The organism is Knoellia subterranea KCTC 19937, assembly GCF_000768685.1.
In the GTDB taxonomy this organism is placed as follows: domain Bacteria; phylum Actinomycetota; class Actinomycetes; order Actinomycetales; family Dermatophilaceae; genus Knoellia; species Knoellia subterranea.
The window spans coordinates 53716-67713 of the sequence record NZ_AVPK01000005.1 but is presented as its reverse complement, the minus strand read 5'-3'; the positions used below and the strand labels follow the sequence as shown (position 1 = coordinate 67713).

Below are 13998 nucleotides of genomic sequence, written 5' to 3'. Positions count from 1 at the left end.
CGAGCCTGCGAGTGCCCCCGACGGGAGTCGAACCCGCACCGGGAGCGATTTTAAGTCGCCTGCCTCTGCCGATTGGGCCACGGGGGCGGGATCACTGTATGCCGTGTGTCCGCCCCCGTGACCGCCTCACCTCGACGTTGCGGTCGGGGTGGGAGTCGCCGCGGCCCCTGATCCGGGCGACGTCTGGGTGGCGCCGGGCGAGGCCGACGCAGAGGGTTGGGGACTGGTCGACGGCGTCGGCGAAGCGGTGGACGTGACGGTGGAGCTCGGCGTGGGACTGGCCTCGACAGTCGGAACCGGGCCGGGCAGCGGCGTGATCGCCATCGGCGGCTCCCACTCGCCCTCCTCGAACGGCTCCCACCCGGTGCGGTTGAGCCAACGCACCGGGAACACGCCCGATTCGATGTCGATCCTGCTCTTGGTCGGATCCCACAACTGCTCGTACTCACTCGGCGAGGTCTGGCTCAGCGTGTAGTCATAGACCATCGGGTCGATGACGAGCTGCTGTCCGGTCTGGTCGTACAGCCGGACCTTGTCGAGGCGCCGACCCGTCTCGTCGAACGCGTAGAGGTTCGTGACCTGGTTCCCGTTGCTGGTCACGCCCGAGATCGGCCCGGGTTCTCCGTAGTACGTGTCGTTGCGCACCGGACCGTCGGCGAGCAGCACCAGGGCAACGGGCAGGGCCAGGACGGCGGCACCGTTGACGACGAACCGAACCGGGCGGACCCAATGACCGACCACCTTGCCGTGGCGAGCGAGGAGTCCGAGTGCCACGGAGACGATCACACCGAGGATCCCGAGCCACACGATGCCCACGCCCAGAACCGTCGCCGGAATCGCGGCCAGCGCGAAGCCGCGCACGGCCCACCAGACGGGCCGCAGGTCGCGAAGCCACGGCAGGGCGCCGAGCACCTGAGCTGCCATGCGGTCCCATTGCTCTGAAAAGCGTTGTCCCACAGACTTTTTCGCCTCTGGCCCAACCAGGCGGGGAGGCAGGCCGGCAGCGGAACGCAACTCTGCGGCATACGCCTCTGGTACTCCGAGACGGTCTCGCAAGGTGCCGTCACCCGGTTCGGCGAGCCGCTCCGCAAGGTCGGCCTCCATCCCCGTCGTGAACTCCTCGACGTCCTCGACCGGCAGGTCGCTCAGGGCCTCCCGCACCCCGGCCACGTAGTCGCGGACCTCCCCGGACATCGTGCTGCTGTTCATGCCTTCACTCCTGCCTCGTCGAGGAGGCCGGCCATCGTCTGGGAGAAGGCGGCCCACGTCTTGCCCTGATTGGCCAGGGCGTCGCGGCCCTGGGCATTGATCCCGTAGTACTTGCGGTGGGGTCCCTCGTCGCTCGGCACGACGTAGGACGTGAGTGCCCCCGCGCTGTAGAGGCGACGAAGGGTGCCGTAGACCGACGCGTCGCCGACGTCCTCCAGCCCCGCGGCCCGCAGTCGACGAACGACGTCATAGCCGTAGCCGTCCTCGCGCGCGACCACGGCCAGCACGGCGAGGTCGAGCACTCCCTTGACGAGTTGTGTGGCGTCCACGAACACCCCCTGATCCGGTCCTTCGCCACCGGGGTCGGTGGCGCAGAACGCACACTACTACGCATTCCGCATTAGTGTGCCAACTGCAGGACCGGCGCGTGTCGGCGTTCTGGGAAAGCGGTCCTGACGTGGGGATACGCCCGGTAGGCTCGGTGTTCACCGCATTCGCCCCACTCCCACGAAAGCCGGCATGACCTCGACGGACCACGCAGCACCCGCCCCCTCCACGAGCACGGGCGACGCCCCCGCTCCGCGCCGTCGCGGGCCCGCCAAGGGCACGCCCCGCGCGCCGCGCATGTCCCGCAAGGACCGCGAGCGGCAACTCCTCGACGTCGCCGAGGCGGTCTTCGCCGAGCACAGCTACCAGGACACGACGATGGAGCTCATCGCCGCGGAGGCCGGCATCACCAAGCCCGTCATCTATGACCACTTCGGCTCCAAGGAGAACCTCCTCGTCGCCGTCGTCGCCCGGGCCCGCGAGGACCTGCTCTCCTCCACCAAGGAGGCGATCGACGCGATCCCACCGCACTCCCCCGTCGAGGACTACTTCCGGGCCGGCGTGCGCGCGTTCATGGAGTTCTTCGAGCGCCGTCGCGGCAGCTTCCGCGTCTACATGCAGGAGTCGGCGGTCGCGGTCGTGGCCGGACAGGACATCGAGCAGATCCGTCAGGCACAGGCGCGCGACATCGCCGACCGCTTCGGGGACATCCCGCAGATCGCGGCCTATCCCATGCCCTATCGCGAAGCCATGGCCGAGATCATGATCGCCACCAACGAACGCGTGGCCGGGTGGCGACTGCGCCACCCCGAGATCAACCTCGACATGGCCGTCGAGATCGTCATGGCCGTCCTGTGGAACGGCTTCAAGTCCTACACCGCGGATTCGGTGACCGACGTCGATCTCGGCGGCCGGGCCTGAACCGAGGGAGGGTCACTCCGCGCAGCTGAGCGCGATCCCGTCGAGGATGTCATGCTCGGACGTCACGACCTGCGCGTCAGGTGACGACTCCAGCACGCGGCCGAGCACCTCGTGCCAGACCAGCGCTCCTGCACCGATGACGTCGACGCGCCCCGGGTGCATGTAGCCCAGCGCCGCGCGCTCGGTCGTCGTTGCGTGGAGGAGAGCGAGCGCCGACTCACGGTGCGCTTCCGGGCTCAGCTTCGCGAGATGGATCCGATCGGGCTCGTATGCCGTGAGGTCCAGTGCCTGAGCCGTGATCGTCGTGATGCTGCCGGCCAGACCGACGACGGTCGCGATGCCCGACAGGTCCACGATGCTCGCCGCCTCGTCGATGGCGGCGTTGATGTCCGCGGTTGCTGCGGCGATCTGCTCGGCCGTGGGTGGGTCGGCCGTGAGGTGCCGTTCACTGATCCGGACACAGCCGACGTCGACCGATCGCGCGGCCTCGACCGCAGCCGTGCCGCGGACGAACTCGGTCGTGGCCCTTGTCGGGCCGGGCAACAACGGCGCAGACGCCCTGTATGCCGTGGCGCACCTTGCCGAGTCCGGCGCGAGTTGTGCGGCCGCCCTGGATCCAGAGCGGGTGCACGAGGGCGCTCTGGAGGCGGCCCGTGCGGCGGGCGTCGTCCTTGTCTCGGGCGCCGAGGCACTCGAGGACATCGGTGAGGCCGACATCGTCATCGACGGGATCCTCGGTCTGGGCGGTCGGCCCGGCCTGCCCGGTGATGCGGCGGCCTGGGTGGCCGCGATCCCGGACGACGCCCACGTCATCGCCGTGGACCTCCCGTCCGGTCAGGCCGCCGACGGATCGGCCTTCGACCCGGACGGAGTGCTCGCCGACGAGACCGTGACCTTCTCGGTCGCCAAGCCCGTGCACCTGCTGCCGCCGACGGAGCAGGCCTGCGGCACGCTCACTGTCGTCGACATCGGCCTCACGTTCGAGACGGATCCGGCCGTGGTCCGTTTGACCTTCGACGACGTGCCCGACCTCTGGCCGGTGCCCGGGCCGGACGACGACAAGTACTCACGCGGTGTCGTCGGCATCGTCGCGGGCGGCGAGAACTATTCGGGCGCAGCGGTGCTCGCGGTGACAGCCGCGGTCGAGGCCGGCGCGGGGCTGGTGCGCTACGTCGGCACGCCCACGCCCGAAGGGCTGGTCCGGGCCGCCGTCCCCGAGGCGGTCCACGGGGAGGGCCGGGTCCAGGCGTGGGTCGTCGGGCCGGGACTCGACATCACCGCGACGCGCAGGGAGGCCGAGGCGCAACTGGTGGTCGCGCGGGGCGCGCTCGCGGGGGAGGTGCCGGTGCTCGTCGACGCCGGTGGTCTGGACCTGCTCGACGACGATGTCATCGAGGCGCGAGCCGGTCTGCCGACCCTGCTCACGCCCCACGCCGGCGAACTCGCGACGCTGCTCTCACGCCTGGGCGCCAGCCGCCGATCGCGCAAGGCCATCGACGTCGACCGTGACGCGGTCGAGGTCGAGCCGCTCCGCCATGCGCGTGCTCTCGCCGACCGCACCGGCATGACCGTCCTGCTCAAGGGCTCGACCACCCTCGTCGTCCCCGCCGACCCGGACGAGCCCGTCTTCTCCCAGGCCGACGCGCCGGCCTGGCTTGCCACGGCCGGAGCCGGTGACGTCCTCGCCGGGCTGATCGGAACCCTCCTCGCCGCCGGTCTCGACCCGGCCGAGGCGGGCGCCCTCGGTGCGCTCGTCCACGGGGTCGCCGCGGACCGGGCCAGTCGCGGAGGTCCGGTGCGGGCTCTCCGGGTCGCACACGGCATACCGGATGCCGTGGCCCATCTCCTCACCCGGAACTGACGCACACCTAGACTGGTGGGTCTCATGACCACGCCATCCGCCCCCGTCTCCGCCGTGCCGCCCGAGGGCGCCAGTGCGTGGGTGACGATCGACCTCGACGCCATCTCCGACAACGTCCGCGAACTCGGCCGGAGGGCACCCGGGGCCGAGGTCATGGCCGTCGTCAAGGCCGATGCCTACGGGCACGGCCTCGCCCACAGCGCCCGTGCCGCCGTGGCCGGTGGCGCGACCTGGCTGGCCGCCGCGCAGCTCACCGAGGCCCTCCAGCTGCGGGCCGCCGGCGTGACGACGCCGGCCCTGACCTGGCTCTATCCGCCCGGTGCGGACTTCGGCGCGGCGATCGACGCCGATCTGGACCTCTCCGTCGCGGCGCCGTGGGCCGTCGAGGCGATTGCCGCCGCGGCCCGCGAGCGCGGACGCACCGCCCGCATCCACCTCAAGGTCGACACCGGCCTCGCCCGCAACGGCGCCCTCGGACAGGGCTGGACCGACCTCATTGCCGCCGTCGGGCCGCTCCAGGCTGAAGGCGCGGTGGAGGTCATCGGGGTCTGGTCGCACTTCGCCCTTGCCGACGCGCCGCAGCACCCGACCGTCCTCGCCCAGCGTGAGCGCTTCGTGGAGGCGGCCGCGGAACTCGAGCGGGCCGGCATACATCCGCAGATTCGCCACCTCGCGAACTCCGCGGCCACGCTCACGAATCCCGACGCGCACTTCGACGTGGTCCGCCCCGGCCTGGCCGTCTATGGGCTGTCACCCGTTCCGGACCTCGGTGCGCCGGAGGACTTCGGGTTGCGTGAGGCGATGCGCGTCACGGCCCGGCTTGCGCTCGTCAAGGCGGCGCCGGCGGGACAGGGCGTGAGTTATGGCCACACCTACACGACGACGCAGGACACGATCGTCGGCCTCGTCCCGCTGGGCTACGCCGACGGGATCCCGCGCCACGCCGGTTCACTGGGCCCGGTGCAGGTGGGCGGGCAGCGGCTCACCGTCGCCGGCCGGGTCTGCATGGACCAGTTCGTCCTCGACCTCGGACCGACGTATGCCGGGGGTGCCGGTGACGAGGTCGTGATCCTCGGCCGCGGGGCCGATGGTGAGCCGACCGCGCAGGACTGGGCGAGCGCCATCGACACCATCAACTACGAGATCGTCACGCGCATCAGCGGCCGGTTGCCCCGGGTTCTCGTCGGAGGCGGGGACTGATGGTGCGCGTGGGCCGGGCCATTGGGATCGGGGCTGCCGCCGCGGCCGCAGCAGGAGCCGCTGCGGCCGGTGTCGCCGCTGACCGCGCAGCCGCCGATCGGCGACGGCTCGACGCGCTCGACCCGCACGTCGACTTCAGGCACACGCCCGACGTCGAACTCGTCGTCGTGGCCACCGACAGCGTCAAGCTCCACGTGGAGGTCGACACCCCCGATTCGTGGAACGTGCGGCAGCCGACGGTCGTGCTCTCCCACGGCTTCTGCCTGAGCATCCCGAGCTGGATCTTCCAGCGTCGAGCCCTGCTCGACGCCGGCTACCGCGTCGTCACCTGGGACCAGCGCAGCCACGGCCGCTCCGACGTGTCCGACGCCGAGCACAGCACCATCGAGCAGCTCGGACAGGACCTCCGCGCCGTGATCGACTCTGCTTGCCCCGAGGGTCCGCTCGTCCTCGTCGGCCACTCGATGGGAGGCATGACGACGATGTCGCTCGTGCGCCATCACGCCGACCTCGTGCGAGAGCGGGTCATGGCTGTCGCCTTCATCGCGACTTCGGCCAACGGCGAGGGGTTGACCGACCTCGGTTTCGGCCCGTTGGTCGGTCGAGCGATCGGCCAGGCGGGGCCGCGCCTGCTCTCCCGCCTGGCGCCGCATCAGCGCTGGCTGGGCCCGGTGCGCCGGTTCGGGAAGACCGTCGAGGACTCCGTCGTCGACCGCTTCTCGTACGACTCGCCCGTGAGCGAGAAGCTGGTGCGCTTCACGTCCGACCTCATCCTCGCGACGCCCTTCGAGGTCATGGCCGCGTTCATCCCCGCCATCAAGGGCATGGACGAGTACGAATCGCTGACCGCCCTCGTCGACAAGGAGGTCCTCGTCGTCAACGGCGAGGGTGACCTCCTCACCCCTCCGAAGCACAGTGCGGCGATCGTCGAGCGCCTGCCCGGCTCCGAGCACGTCGTGGTCCGCGACGCTGGGCACCTCATCATGCTCGAGCACCCCGAACTCGTGAATGGCCAACTCCTCGACCTCATTTCGCGGGCCGCCGTCGACCTCGAACTCGGTGTCGCGGCGGGAGCCAAGCCGCGGGTCCGCCGGTTCATCACCGACATAGCGCGAGGACGCCGGGTGCGCGGTGTGCGCCGCGACGAGGCGGCGGAGCGGTCCCAGGAGCGGGCCGCCAAGGCCGCTCGCACCAAGGTCAAGCGGGCCGGTTCGACGCGCCGCCGGAGGCGCTCATGACGCAGCCGGTCGTGCTGGGGACAGCGGCTGACACGCGAGCCTTCGGGGAACGCCTCGCCCACGACCTTCGGGCCGGCGACCTCGTGATCCTCACGGGTGGCCTCGGCGCCGGCAAGACGACCTTCACCCAGGGTCTGGCCGCTGGCCTCGGCGTGCGCGGGCCGATCACCTCGCCGACCTTCGTCATCGCGCGCGTCCACCCCTCGCTCGTCGGTGGCCCGGCGCTCGTCCACGTCGACGCCTACCGTCTGGGTGGCATGGCCGAACTCGACGACCTCGACCTCGATGCCGACCTCGACGCGAGCGTCACCGTCGTCGAGTGGGGCCACGGCCTCGCCGAGGACCTCTCCGACGACCGTCTCGAGATCACCCTCGAGGCAGACCTCGAGACCGAGACCCGCACCGTCGCCGTCACGGGCCACGGCGAGCGCTGGAAGGCTGGAGTGCCGTGCTGATCCTCGCCATCGACACCTCGACGACGGCGATCACGGTCGCCCTGCACGACGGCGAGAGCGTCGTCGCGGCAGGGTCGCACCTCGACGCGCGCGCCCACACCGAGTGGGTGGCGCCGCTCATCCAGACCGCTCTCGACGATGCGGGTCGGTCACCGGCGGACCTCACGGCCGTCGTCGTGGGCAAGGGTCCCGGACCCTTCACGGGTCTGCGCGTCGGGATCGTCACGGGGGTGACGATGGCCCACGCACTGGGGCTCCCGGCATACGGAATCTGCAGTCTCGACGTCATCGCCGAGCAGGCGGCAGGGTCCGTCGCTGAGGGTGAGTTCCTCGTCGCGACCGACGCCCGGCGCAAGGAGGTCTACTGGGCTCGGTATGCCGTCCGCTCCGGTTCCGTGGAGCGCCTCACCGACCCGGCGGTCGACCGTCCCGGTGACCTGCCGGACGACGTCCGCGCGCTGCCCACCGCTGGACGGGGACCGGTCCTCTATCCCGACCTCTTCGCCACGGCCCTGCCGGTGCTCGACGTCGATGCGGGCGTGCTCGGTGCGGTGGCGGCTCGCCGGTCCGCGGCGGGGGAATCGATGCCGGTCGAGCCGCTCTACCTGCGCCGGCCGGACGCCCTGACGACCGCCGAACGGGCCGCGAAGTGACCGCCTTCGTCGAGGCCGCGGCCCACGAGGTCGCGGGTCTGCGTGCCCTCGCGTGGGCCGACATCCCGGAGCTCGTCCGGCTCGAGGGTGAGGCGTTCCCCGACGACGCCTGGTCGGCTGCCTCCTGGTGGTCGGAGTTGGCCGGAAGGCCACGCCGCGACTACGTCGTCGTGGACCGCGAAGGTGAGCTGGCGGCATACGCCGGAATTGACCACGGCGGTCAGGTCGCCGACCTCATGACGATCACGGTCGCCCCCGCGCATCGGGGCTCCGGGCTCGGCGCCCAGGTGCTCGACGAACTCGAATCCCGGGCCAGTGCCGGCGGCGCCGAGGCGATGATGCTCGAGGTGCGCGCCGACAACGCGTCGGCGCGAGCGCTCTATGACCGGCGCGGATACGACGTGCTCAACGTGCGCCGCGGCTACTACCAACCCGGCAACGTCGACGCATTGGTGATGCGGAAGATGCTGTCGCAGAAGGGAATTCAGCCATGAGCGTGGACCAGCCACTCATCCTCGGCATCGAGACGTCGTGCGACGAGACCGGTGTAGGCATCGTGCGCGGCGAGACCCTGCTCGTCGACGCCGTGGCGAGCAGCGTCGATGACCACGCGCGCTTCGGAGGGGTCGTGCCCGAGGTCGCGAGCCGCGCGCACCTCGAGGAGATGGTGCCGACGATCGAGCGAGCGTGCCGAGAGGCCGGCGTGCAGCTGCGTGACCTCGACGCGATTTCGGTGACGTCCGGACCGGGTTTGGCTGGATCCCTCATGGTCGGCGTGGCCTCGGCCAAGGCGTTGGCCCTGTCGCTCGGGGTGCCGCTCTATGGCGTGAACCACCTCGCGTCGCACGTCGCCGTCGACATCGTCGAACACGGGCCGCTGCCCGAGCCGACGATGGCGCTCCTCGTCTCCGGCGGGCACTCGTCGCTGCTCCTCGTGCCCGACGTGACCTCGGACATCCGCAGCCTCGGGTCTACGATCGACGACGCGGCCGGGGAGGCATTCGACAAGGTGGCCCGCGTGCTCGGGCTGCCGTTCCCCGGTGGGCCGCACATCGATCGGGCCGCGCGCGACGGTGAGATCACCATCGACTTCCCGCGCGGGCTGACGACGGGGCGCGACATGGAGCGGCACCGGTTCGACTTCTCGTTCTCGGGGCTCAAGACGGCCGTGTCGCGCTGGGTTCAGGCCCGCGAGGCTGCGGGGGAGTCAGTGCCCGTTGCCGATGTGGCTGCGTCGTTCCAGGAGGCGGTCGTCGACGTGCTCACCCGCAAGGCGGTGTTGGCCTGCCGTGAGCAGGGCGCCCAGCACCTCCAGATCGGTGGCGGGGTCGCGGCCAACTCGCGGCTGCGTGCGATGGCTCAGTCGCGGTGCGACGACGCCGGGATCGAGCTGCGCGTGCCTCGACCGGGCCTGTGCACCGACAACGGCGCGATGGTTGCCGCGCTGGGCGCGCAGATGGTCCTCAAGGGCCGCGACGCCTCGCGGCTCGACCTGCCCGCCGACTCGTCGATGCCGGTCACCCAGATCAGCGCCTGATCCCATCCGCCTCACCTTTTACGGGTCACCCGTAAAACAGTTCCCGAACAAGAGAACTGTTCTCTTGTTCGGGAACTGTTTAGCGGGGGCCCCGTAAAAGGTGAGGCAGGTGTGGCGGTCAGCTGCAGCTCATCAGGCCCATCCGCTCCTTGAGGGCGACGACGCGCAGCACGGACGTCTCCAGCAGGTTGGCGAACTCATCGTCGGCGCGGGCCTTGTCGGCGAGGGCCTTCGTCATCGTCGGCACGGACTTCGGGTCGCCGGTCAGGAGGATGTCGCCCCCGGCCTCGATGTAGCGAACGGCCCTGTCCGCAGCCGGGATCGAGCGCACGGCCTTGGCGTTGATGTCGTCCGTGATGACAACGCCCTCGTAGCCGAGCTTCTCGCGCAGCAGCCCCGTGATGATCGGCTTGCTGAACATCGCCTGCGTCTTGGTGGCGTCGAGCCCGGGGTACTTCGCCGACGAGACCATGACGAGCCCGGCACCCGCCTTGACCCCGGCGGTGAACGGCGCGAGGAACGGGTCGTTCGGCGTCGCGACCGTGTCGGTGATGCCGGTGGTGTTGAAGTCGGTGTTGTTCTCGACGCGGCCGAGGCCGGGGAAGTGCTTGACGGTGCCCATGATCCCGCCCTCGTGCATGCCCTTGAGGAACGCGGTGGACGCGCGCGTCACCGTCTTGGGGTCGGAGCCGTACTGCCGTCCCCACTTGCCGATCGGCTCGTTCGCCTTGCCGATGTCGGCCGGGACGGTGTCGGTGACCGGCGCGAGGTTGACGTTGATTCCAACGGCCTTGAGCTCCTCGGCCCACCCCTTGGCGGCAGCCGTGAGGGCCGAGGACGACATCTGGGCCTGAACCTTCGCGGTGGGCGGGGCGGTGAAGCCCTCACCGCGCAGTTGGCGGACCTCGCCGCCCTCCTGGTCGGCCGCCAGGAGAAGGGGTATGCCGGCCGTCGCGGCCTTCGTGGCCTGGTCCTGGAGGTGGGCGCTCGTGGCCTTCACTCGCGTGGCCCCGTCCCAGCCACCCAGGTAGATGACGTTGCCGACGTGCTGATCGGCGATGAGGCCGTCCAGCGCCGTGCGCGAGGCAGCGGTATCGAACGCGACCATGAGGAGCTGCCCGAGAGCCTGCTCCTCGGTGAGGGACTCGGCCTTCTGCCGTGCGCAGGCCGTTGCCGAGACGGGGCCGCCGTCCGCGGACGGCGTGGTGCTCGCCGTGGCCGACGTCGAAGCCGACGGCTCCGTCGATGACGTGCCCGGGCCCGTGCTGGTGGTGCTCCCGCTGCTTCCCGTGGGGTTCGCCCCGTCATCCGAACCAGCGCCGCCGCATCCCGCGGCGAGGACGCCCACGAGCGCCACGGCGACGGCGGCGGTGAGGCGTGCACGGACAGGGGCGGTGGGGCGGGAGATCACCCCCAGACGGTAGTCGACCCACGGCTTACGCTCGGACCATGGCCCTCCCCGTGATTCTCGACGTCGACACCGGAGTGGACGACGCGTGCGCCCTGATCCTCGCGTGCCTGCACCCCGAGCTGGACCTGCGCGCGGTGACCTGCGTCGGCGGGAACGCGCCGCTGCCGGACGTGGTGCGCAACACCCTCACCGTCCTCGAGGCGTGCGGGCACACCGAGATTCCGGTCGCGGCCGGCGCATCGCACCCGCTGCTCGAGCGACCCGTCGATGCGCGGCACGTCCACGGTGATGACGGGATGGCCGACCTCGGGTGGCCCGAACCGACGATCGGCGTCGACGCGCGGCACGCGATCGATCTCCTCCGCGAGACCATCGACGGCGCCCACGCCGAGGGTGACCCGGTCACGCTCGTGCCGCTCGCGCCGATGACCAACATCGCCCTGCTCGCCCGCATGTATCCCGACTCCTTCGAGCGGATCGGTCGCATCGTCTTCATGGGCGGCGGTGCGATGGTCAGCAACGCGACTGCCGCCGCGGAGTTCAACGTCTTCCACGACCCGGAGGCCACCGCAGTCGTCCTCGACGCGAGCGCAGACCACGACGTCCCCGTGACGATGTATGGCCTCGACGTCTTCTACGAACCGCGCATCACCCTCGCCGACGCCGACGAGCTGGCGGCCCTGGACGAGCGCGGTCCCGGCGCCCTCGGGGCTGGGCTCATGCGCTTCATGAGCCGCCACTTCGACAGCGACAGCGCGACGATCGGTGACGCCGGAGCCGTGGCGCTGCTCGTCGACCCCGAGGCGGTGCGGACCGAGAGGCTCCCCGTCCGCGTCGAACTCTCCGGCACCTGGACCCGTGGTCGCACGATCGTCGACACCCGGGACTGGTCCGGGGACATGGACCACGACCCGCACGGCCTCGCCCAGGCCCAGGTCGACGTCGCCCTCGAGATCGACGGACCCCGCATCGCCCGACTCTGGCTCGACACCATCCGGAAGGCGTCTCGCTGATGGGTCGCGTCGTTGTCCTCGGTTCACTCAACGTCGACCTCGTCACCCGCGTCGAACGTCATCCCCGTCCGGGCGAAACCCTGCTCGGTGAGGGGCTGGACCGTCTCGCCGGCGGCAAGGGCGCCAACCAGGCCGTCGCCGCCGCTGCTGCGGGCGCACACGTCCACATGGTCGGATGCGTCGGGAACGACGCCGGCGGCACGGCATACGTGGAGCGCCTGTCCCGCAGGGGAATCGACGTCTCACGCGTCCGTGAAGTCGAGGGGCAGGCGACCGGCCACGCGCTCATCGCGGTCGACGACGCCGGAGAGAACAGCATCATCGTGATCCCGGGAGCGAACGGCGCCCTCGACGACACCGAGGTCGCTGCGGTCGACGAACTCGGACCGGGCGACGTGCTCCTGGTCCAGCTCGAGGTGCCGCTGCCGGTCGTCTGCGCGGCCGTTCGGCGGGCCGCTCACGTCGGTGCCCGCGTCGTCCTCAATACCGCCCCGTATGCCGCTCTCCCGGCCGATGTCGTCGCGCTCGCCGATCCGGTGGTTGCCAACGAATACGAGATGGTGGCGTTGGCCGAGTCGGGGGCAGTGGCGGGTTCGCTGCTCGTGACGTTCGGCGCCAACGGGGCCTCGTGGGACGGCGAGACCGTTCCGGCCCACCAGGTCGGCCCGGGAGCTGTGCGCGACACGACGGGCGCCGGCGATGCGTTCTGCGGTGCGCTTGCTGCGGCGCTGGCGTCGGGAGCCGATCGCGCGACTGCGCTGGACCGTGCCCTGGCGGCGGGTGCCGCTGCGGTCCAGCACGAGGGCGCCCAACCCGACCCTCAGCTTTAACCCGCACTTATTGCCCATTCGTGCACAGTCCCAGCGCAGGGAGCGGCTCGTGGACCTGCGCGAATGGGCAATAAGTGCGGAATCAGGCAGAGGAGACGATGAGCGCGGCGGCTTCCCCGCCGACGCGGGTGAGGACCACCGTGGCCTGTTCGCCGTCGCCGGCCTTGGTGCCGATCTTCAGGTCGCGACGCAGCTGCTCGTCATCGAGGCGGATGCCGCGCTTCTTGATCGTCAGCCCGGTGACGCCGTGCTCGCGCAGCCAGCCACGCAGGGTCTTGACCGTGAACGGCATGGCCTCGTGGACGGCATACCGACGGGTGTAGGCGAGGGAGACGTTGCGCGACGTGAGGACGTAGCCCGTGCCCTCGTCCGACTCCATGCCGGCGGTCGCGCGGGTCGCCGCGCCGACGAGGCCCGCACGGATGACGGCCTTGTCGACGTCGTGGAGCCAGCCGCCCACGTCGGAGAGTGACGTGGCCGTCGGTGGGAGGGCGTCCGCCATGGATTCGGTGACGACGACGGGTGTCGCGTCGGGGCCCATGATCCGGGCCGTGCGTCCGCGGGTCATGGCCAGCGGCCCCCACCACAGTGCGCACTCGACAACGTCACCGTCCCACGACGTCCACTGGGCCTCGGTGCCGGCGGGGATCGCCTCGTGGTCGAAGCCGGGGCTGAGCTTGACGCCCGTCGCGGGGACGGCCGCGGCGACCTGCTGGACGAAGTCCCAGGACGGCGAGATCTCCTCGAGGCGGAACGTGCGCCGGGTGCGTCCGGAGATGTCGGCGACCCCGCGAGTGCGGCGGGCCGGGTCGAGCCAGGCGCCGACCCGGTTGCGGCCCGGGTCGAAGCCGAAGTCGGCGTACTCGGCCTTGCCGACCCGCGCTCGCGAGTCCGGCCAGGGGCGCAGGTTCGCGTCGGCGACGGCAGCCGTCACGGGATCGGAGTCCACCGCCCGCACGGTCACTCCGAGCGAGGACAGGGTCACGGCATCGGCGCCGATCCCGCAGCCGAGGTCGTGCACCGTGGCCAGACTTGCCCGGCTGAAGCGATGGGCGTGGGCGACCGCAACCTCGAGGCGCGTCGCCTGCTCCAGCCCGTCGGGGGTGAAGAGCATGTCGGAGGCGAACTCACCGAACTTGGCGACCGCCCTGGCCCGCAGCCGTTGCTGGGTGAGGGCAGCGGCCGTGAGCGCGGCCGGGTGGCCGGCGCGACGGAGCCGATCCTGGACCGTGAGGACGTCGGAGTCGCTGTAGGGAGGGAGGGAACGCAAGAGCTCCTGCCCATCCGGGGCAGCCAATGCCCTCACAGTGCTCACGTCCACTGGTCAACCTTCTCATTGTCCG

At 71.0% G+C, this 13998-nt stretch carries 14 protein-coding genes, 1 tRNA gene and 1 pseudogene; 10 read left to right on the top strand and 6 right to left on the bottom strand.

What is annotated here, in order from left to right; all coding sequences use genetic code 11:
• Window positions 1-12: 12 nt before the first annotated feature.
• The 3 genes from N803_RS09765 to N803_RS09755 form a co-directional block, all read right to left on the bottom strand.
• Window positions 13-87 (bottom strand) — tRNA-Leu (locus N803_RS09765).
• 39 nt (window positions 88-126) lie between these two features.
• On the bottom strand, window positions 127-1209 hold the full coding sequence (locus N803_RS09760; protein ID WP_035904687.1) for a hypothetical protein: 1083 nt from the start codon (window positions 1207-1209) through the stop codon (window positions 127-129).
• A complete protein-coding gene (locus N803_RS09755; protein ID WP_035905031.1) occupies window positions 1206-1538 on the bottom strand; it encodes a PadR family transcriptional regulator in 333 nt (110 codons plus the stop codon). Before N803_RS09755 ends, N803_RS09760 begins: the two co-directional genes overlap by 4 nt.
• Before the next feature lie 190 nt (window positions 1539-1728).
• Between N803_RS09755 and N803_RS09750 the strand changes: the two genes are divergently transcribed.
• Window positions 1729-2457 (top strand): TetR/AcrR family transcriptional regulator, encoded by a 729-nt coding sequence (locus tag N803_RS09750; protein WP_052112126.1) that lies wholly within the window; start codon window positions 1729-1731, stop codon window positions 2455-2457.
• A gap of 12 nt (window positions 2458-2469) precedes the next feature.
• On the opposite strand, the pseudogene N803_RS09745 reads toward N803_RS09750, so the two are convergent.
• Window positions 2470-2916 (bottom strand): annotated as a pseudogene (locus N803_RS09745) (Ppx/GppA phosphatase family protein); the annotation flags it as partial.
• Between N803_RS09745 and N803_RS09740 the strand changes: the two are divergent.
• From N803_RS09740 to tsaD, 7 genes are read left to right on the top strand one after another with little or no spacing between them, the layout of a single operon-like run.
• The gene (locus N803_RS09740; RefSeq protein WP_052112124.1) at window positions 2813-4318 is read left to right on the top strand and encodes a bifunctional ADP-dependent NAD(P)H-hydrate dehydratase/NAD(P)H-hydrate epimerase; all 1506 of its coding nucleotides are present in this window, start codon (window positions 2813-2815) and stop codon (window positions 4316-4318) included. The pseudogene N803_RS09745 and the gene N803_RS09740 sit on opposite strands and share 104 nt — an antisense overlap.
• Window positions 4319-4342: 24 nt before the next feature.
• Complete coding sequence (gene alr, locus N803_RS09735; protein WP_052112123.1) at window positions 4343-5518, top strand: alanine racemase; 1176 nt, start codon at window positions 4343-4345, stop codon at window positions 5516-5518.
• Window positions 5518-6756 carry an alpha/beta fold hydrolase gene (locus N803_RS09730; protein WP_035904683.1) on the top strand — a complete coding sequence of 413 codons (1239 nt, stop codon included), beginning with the start codon at window positions 5518-5520 and terminating at the stop codon, window positions 6754-6756. The genes alr and N803_RS09730 overlap by 1 nt, the downstream gene beginning before the upstream one ends.
• The gene (gene tsaE, locus N803_RS09725) at window positions 6753-7211 is read left to right on the top strand and encodes a tRNA (adenosine(37)-N6)-threonylcarbamoyltransferase complex ATPase subunit type 1 TsaE (RefSeq protein WP_035904679.1); all 459 of its coding nucleotides are present in this window, start codon (window positions 6753-6755) and stop codon (window positions 7209-7211) included. The genes N803_RS09730 and tsaE overlap by 4 nt, the downstream gene beginning before the upstream one ends.
• Window positions 7205-7864: a tRNA (adenosine(37)-N6)-threonylcarbamoyltransferase complex dimerization subunit type 1 TsaB gene (gene tsaB / locus N803_RS09720; protein ID WP_035904676.1), complete on the top strand. Its 660-nt coding sequence runs from the start codon at window positions 7205-7207 to the stop codon at window positions 7862-7864. Before tsaE ends, tsaB begins: the two co-directional genes overlap by 7 nt.
• Window positions 7861-8358, top strand: coding sequence for a ribosomal protein S18-alanine N-acetyltransferase (rimI, locus tag N803_RS09715; protein WP_052112122.1), 498 nt, complete (start codon window positions 7861-7863; stop codon window positions 8356-8358). The genes tsaB and rimI overlap by 4 nt, the downstream gene beginning before the upstream one ends.
• The gene (tsaD, locus tag N803_RS09710) at window positions 8355-9401 is read left to right on the top strand and encodes a tRNA (adenosine(37)-N6)-threonylcarbamoyltransferase complex transferase subunit TsaD (RefSeq protein ID WP_035904673.1); all 1047 of its coding nucleotides are present in this window, start codon (window positions 8355-8357) and stop codon (window positions 9399-9401) included. The genes rimI and tsaD overlap by 4 nt, the downstream gene beginning before the upstream one ends.
• Before the next feature lie 118 nt (window positions 9402-9519).
• On the opposite strand, the gene N803_RS09705 is transcribed toward tsaD, so the two are convergent.
• On the bottom strand, window positions 9520-10812 hold the full coding sequence (locus tag N803_RS09705; protein WP_245617151.1) for a glycoside hydrolase family 3 N-terminal domain-containing protein: 1293 nt from the start codon (window positions 10810-10812) through the stop codon (window positions 9520-9522).
• 38 nt (window positions 10813-10850) lie between these two features.
• On the opposite strand from N803_RS09705, the gene N803_RS09700 reads away from it, so the two are divergent.
• The gene (locus N803_RS09700) at window positions 10851-11825 is read left to right on the top strand and encodes a nucleoside hydrolase (RefSeq protein WP_035904671.1); all 975 of its coding nucleotides are present in this window, start codon (window positions 10851-10853) and stop codon (window positions 11823-11825) included.
• On the top strand, window positions 11825-12655 hold the full coding sequence (locus N803_RS09695; RefSeq protein ID WP_035904669.1) for a PfkB family carbohydrate kinase: 831 nt from the start codon (window positions 11825-11827) through the stop codon (window positions 12653-12655). Before N803_RS09700 ends, N803_RS09695 begins: the two co-directional genes overlap by 1 nt.
• 82 nt (window positions 12656-12737) lie before the next feature.
• Here the strand turns inward: N803_RS09695 and N803_RS09690 are convergent, their stop codons facing one another.
• Window positions 12738-13970 carry a class I SAM-dependent methyltransferase gene (locus tag N803_RS09690; RefSeq protein WP_245617150.1) on the bottom strand — a complete coding sequence of 411 codons (1233 nt, stop codon included), beginning with the start codon at window positions 13968-13970 and terminating at the stop codon, window positions 12738-12740.
• Window positions 13971-13998 lie beyond the last annotated feature (28 nt).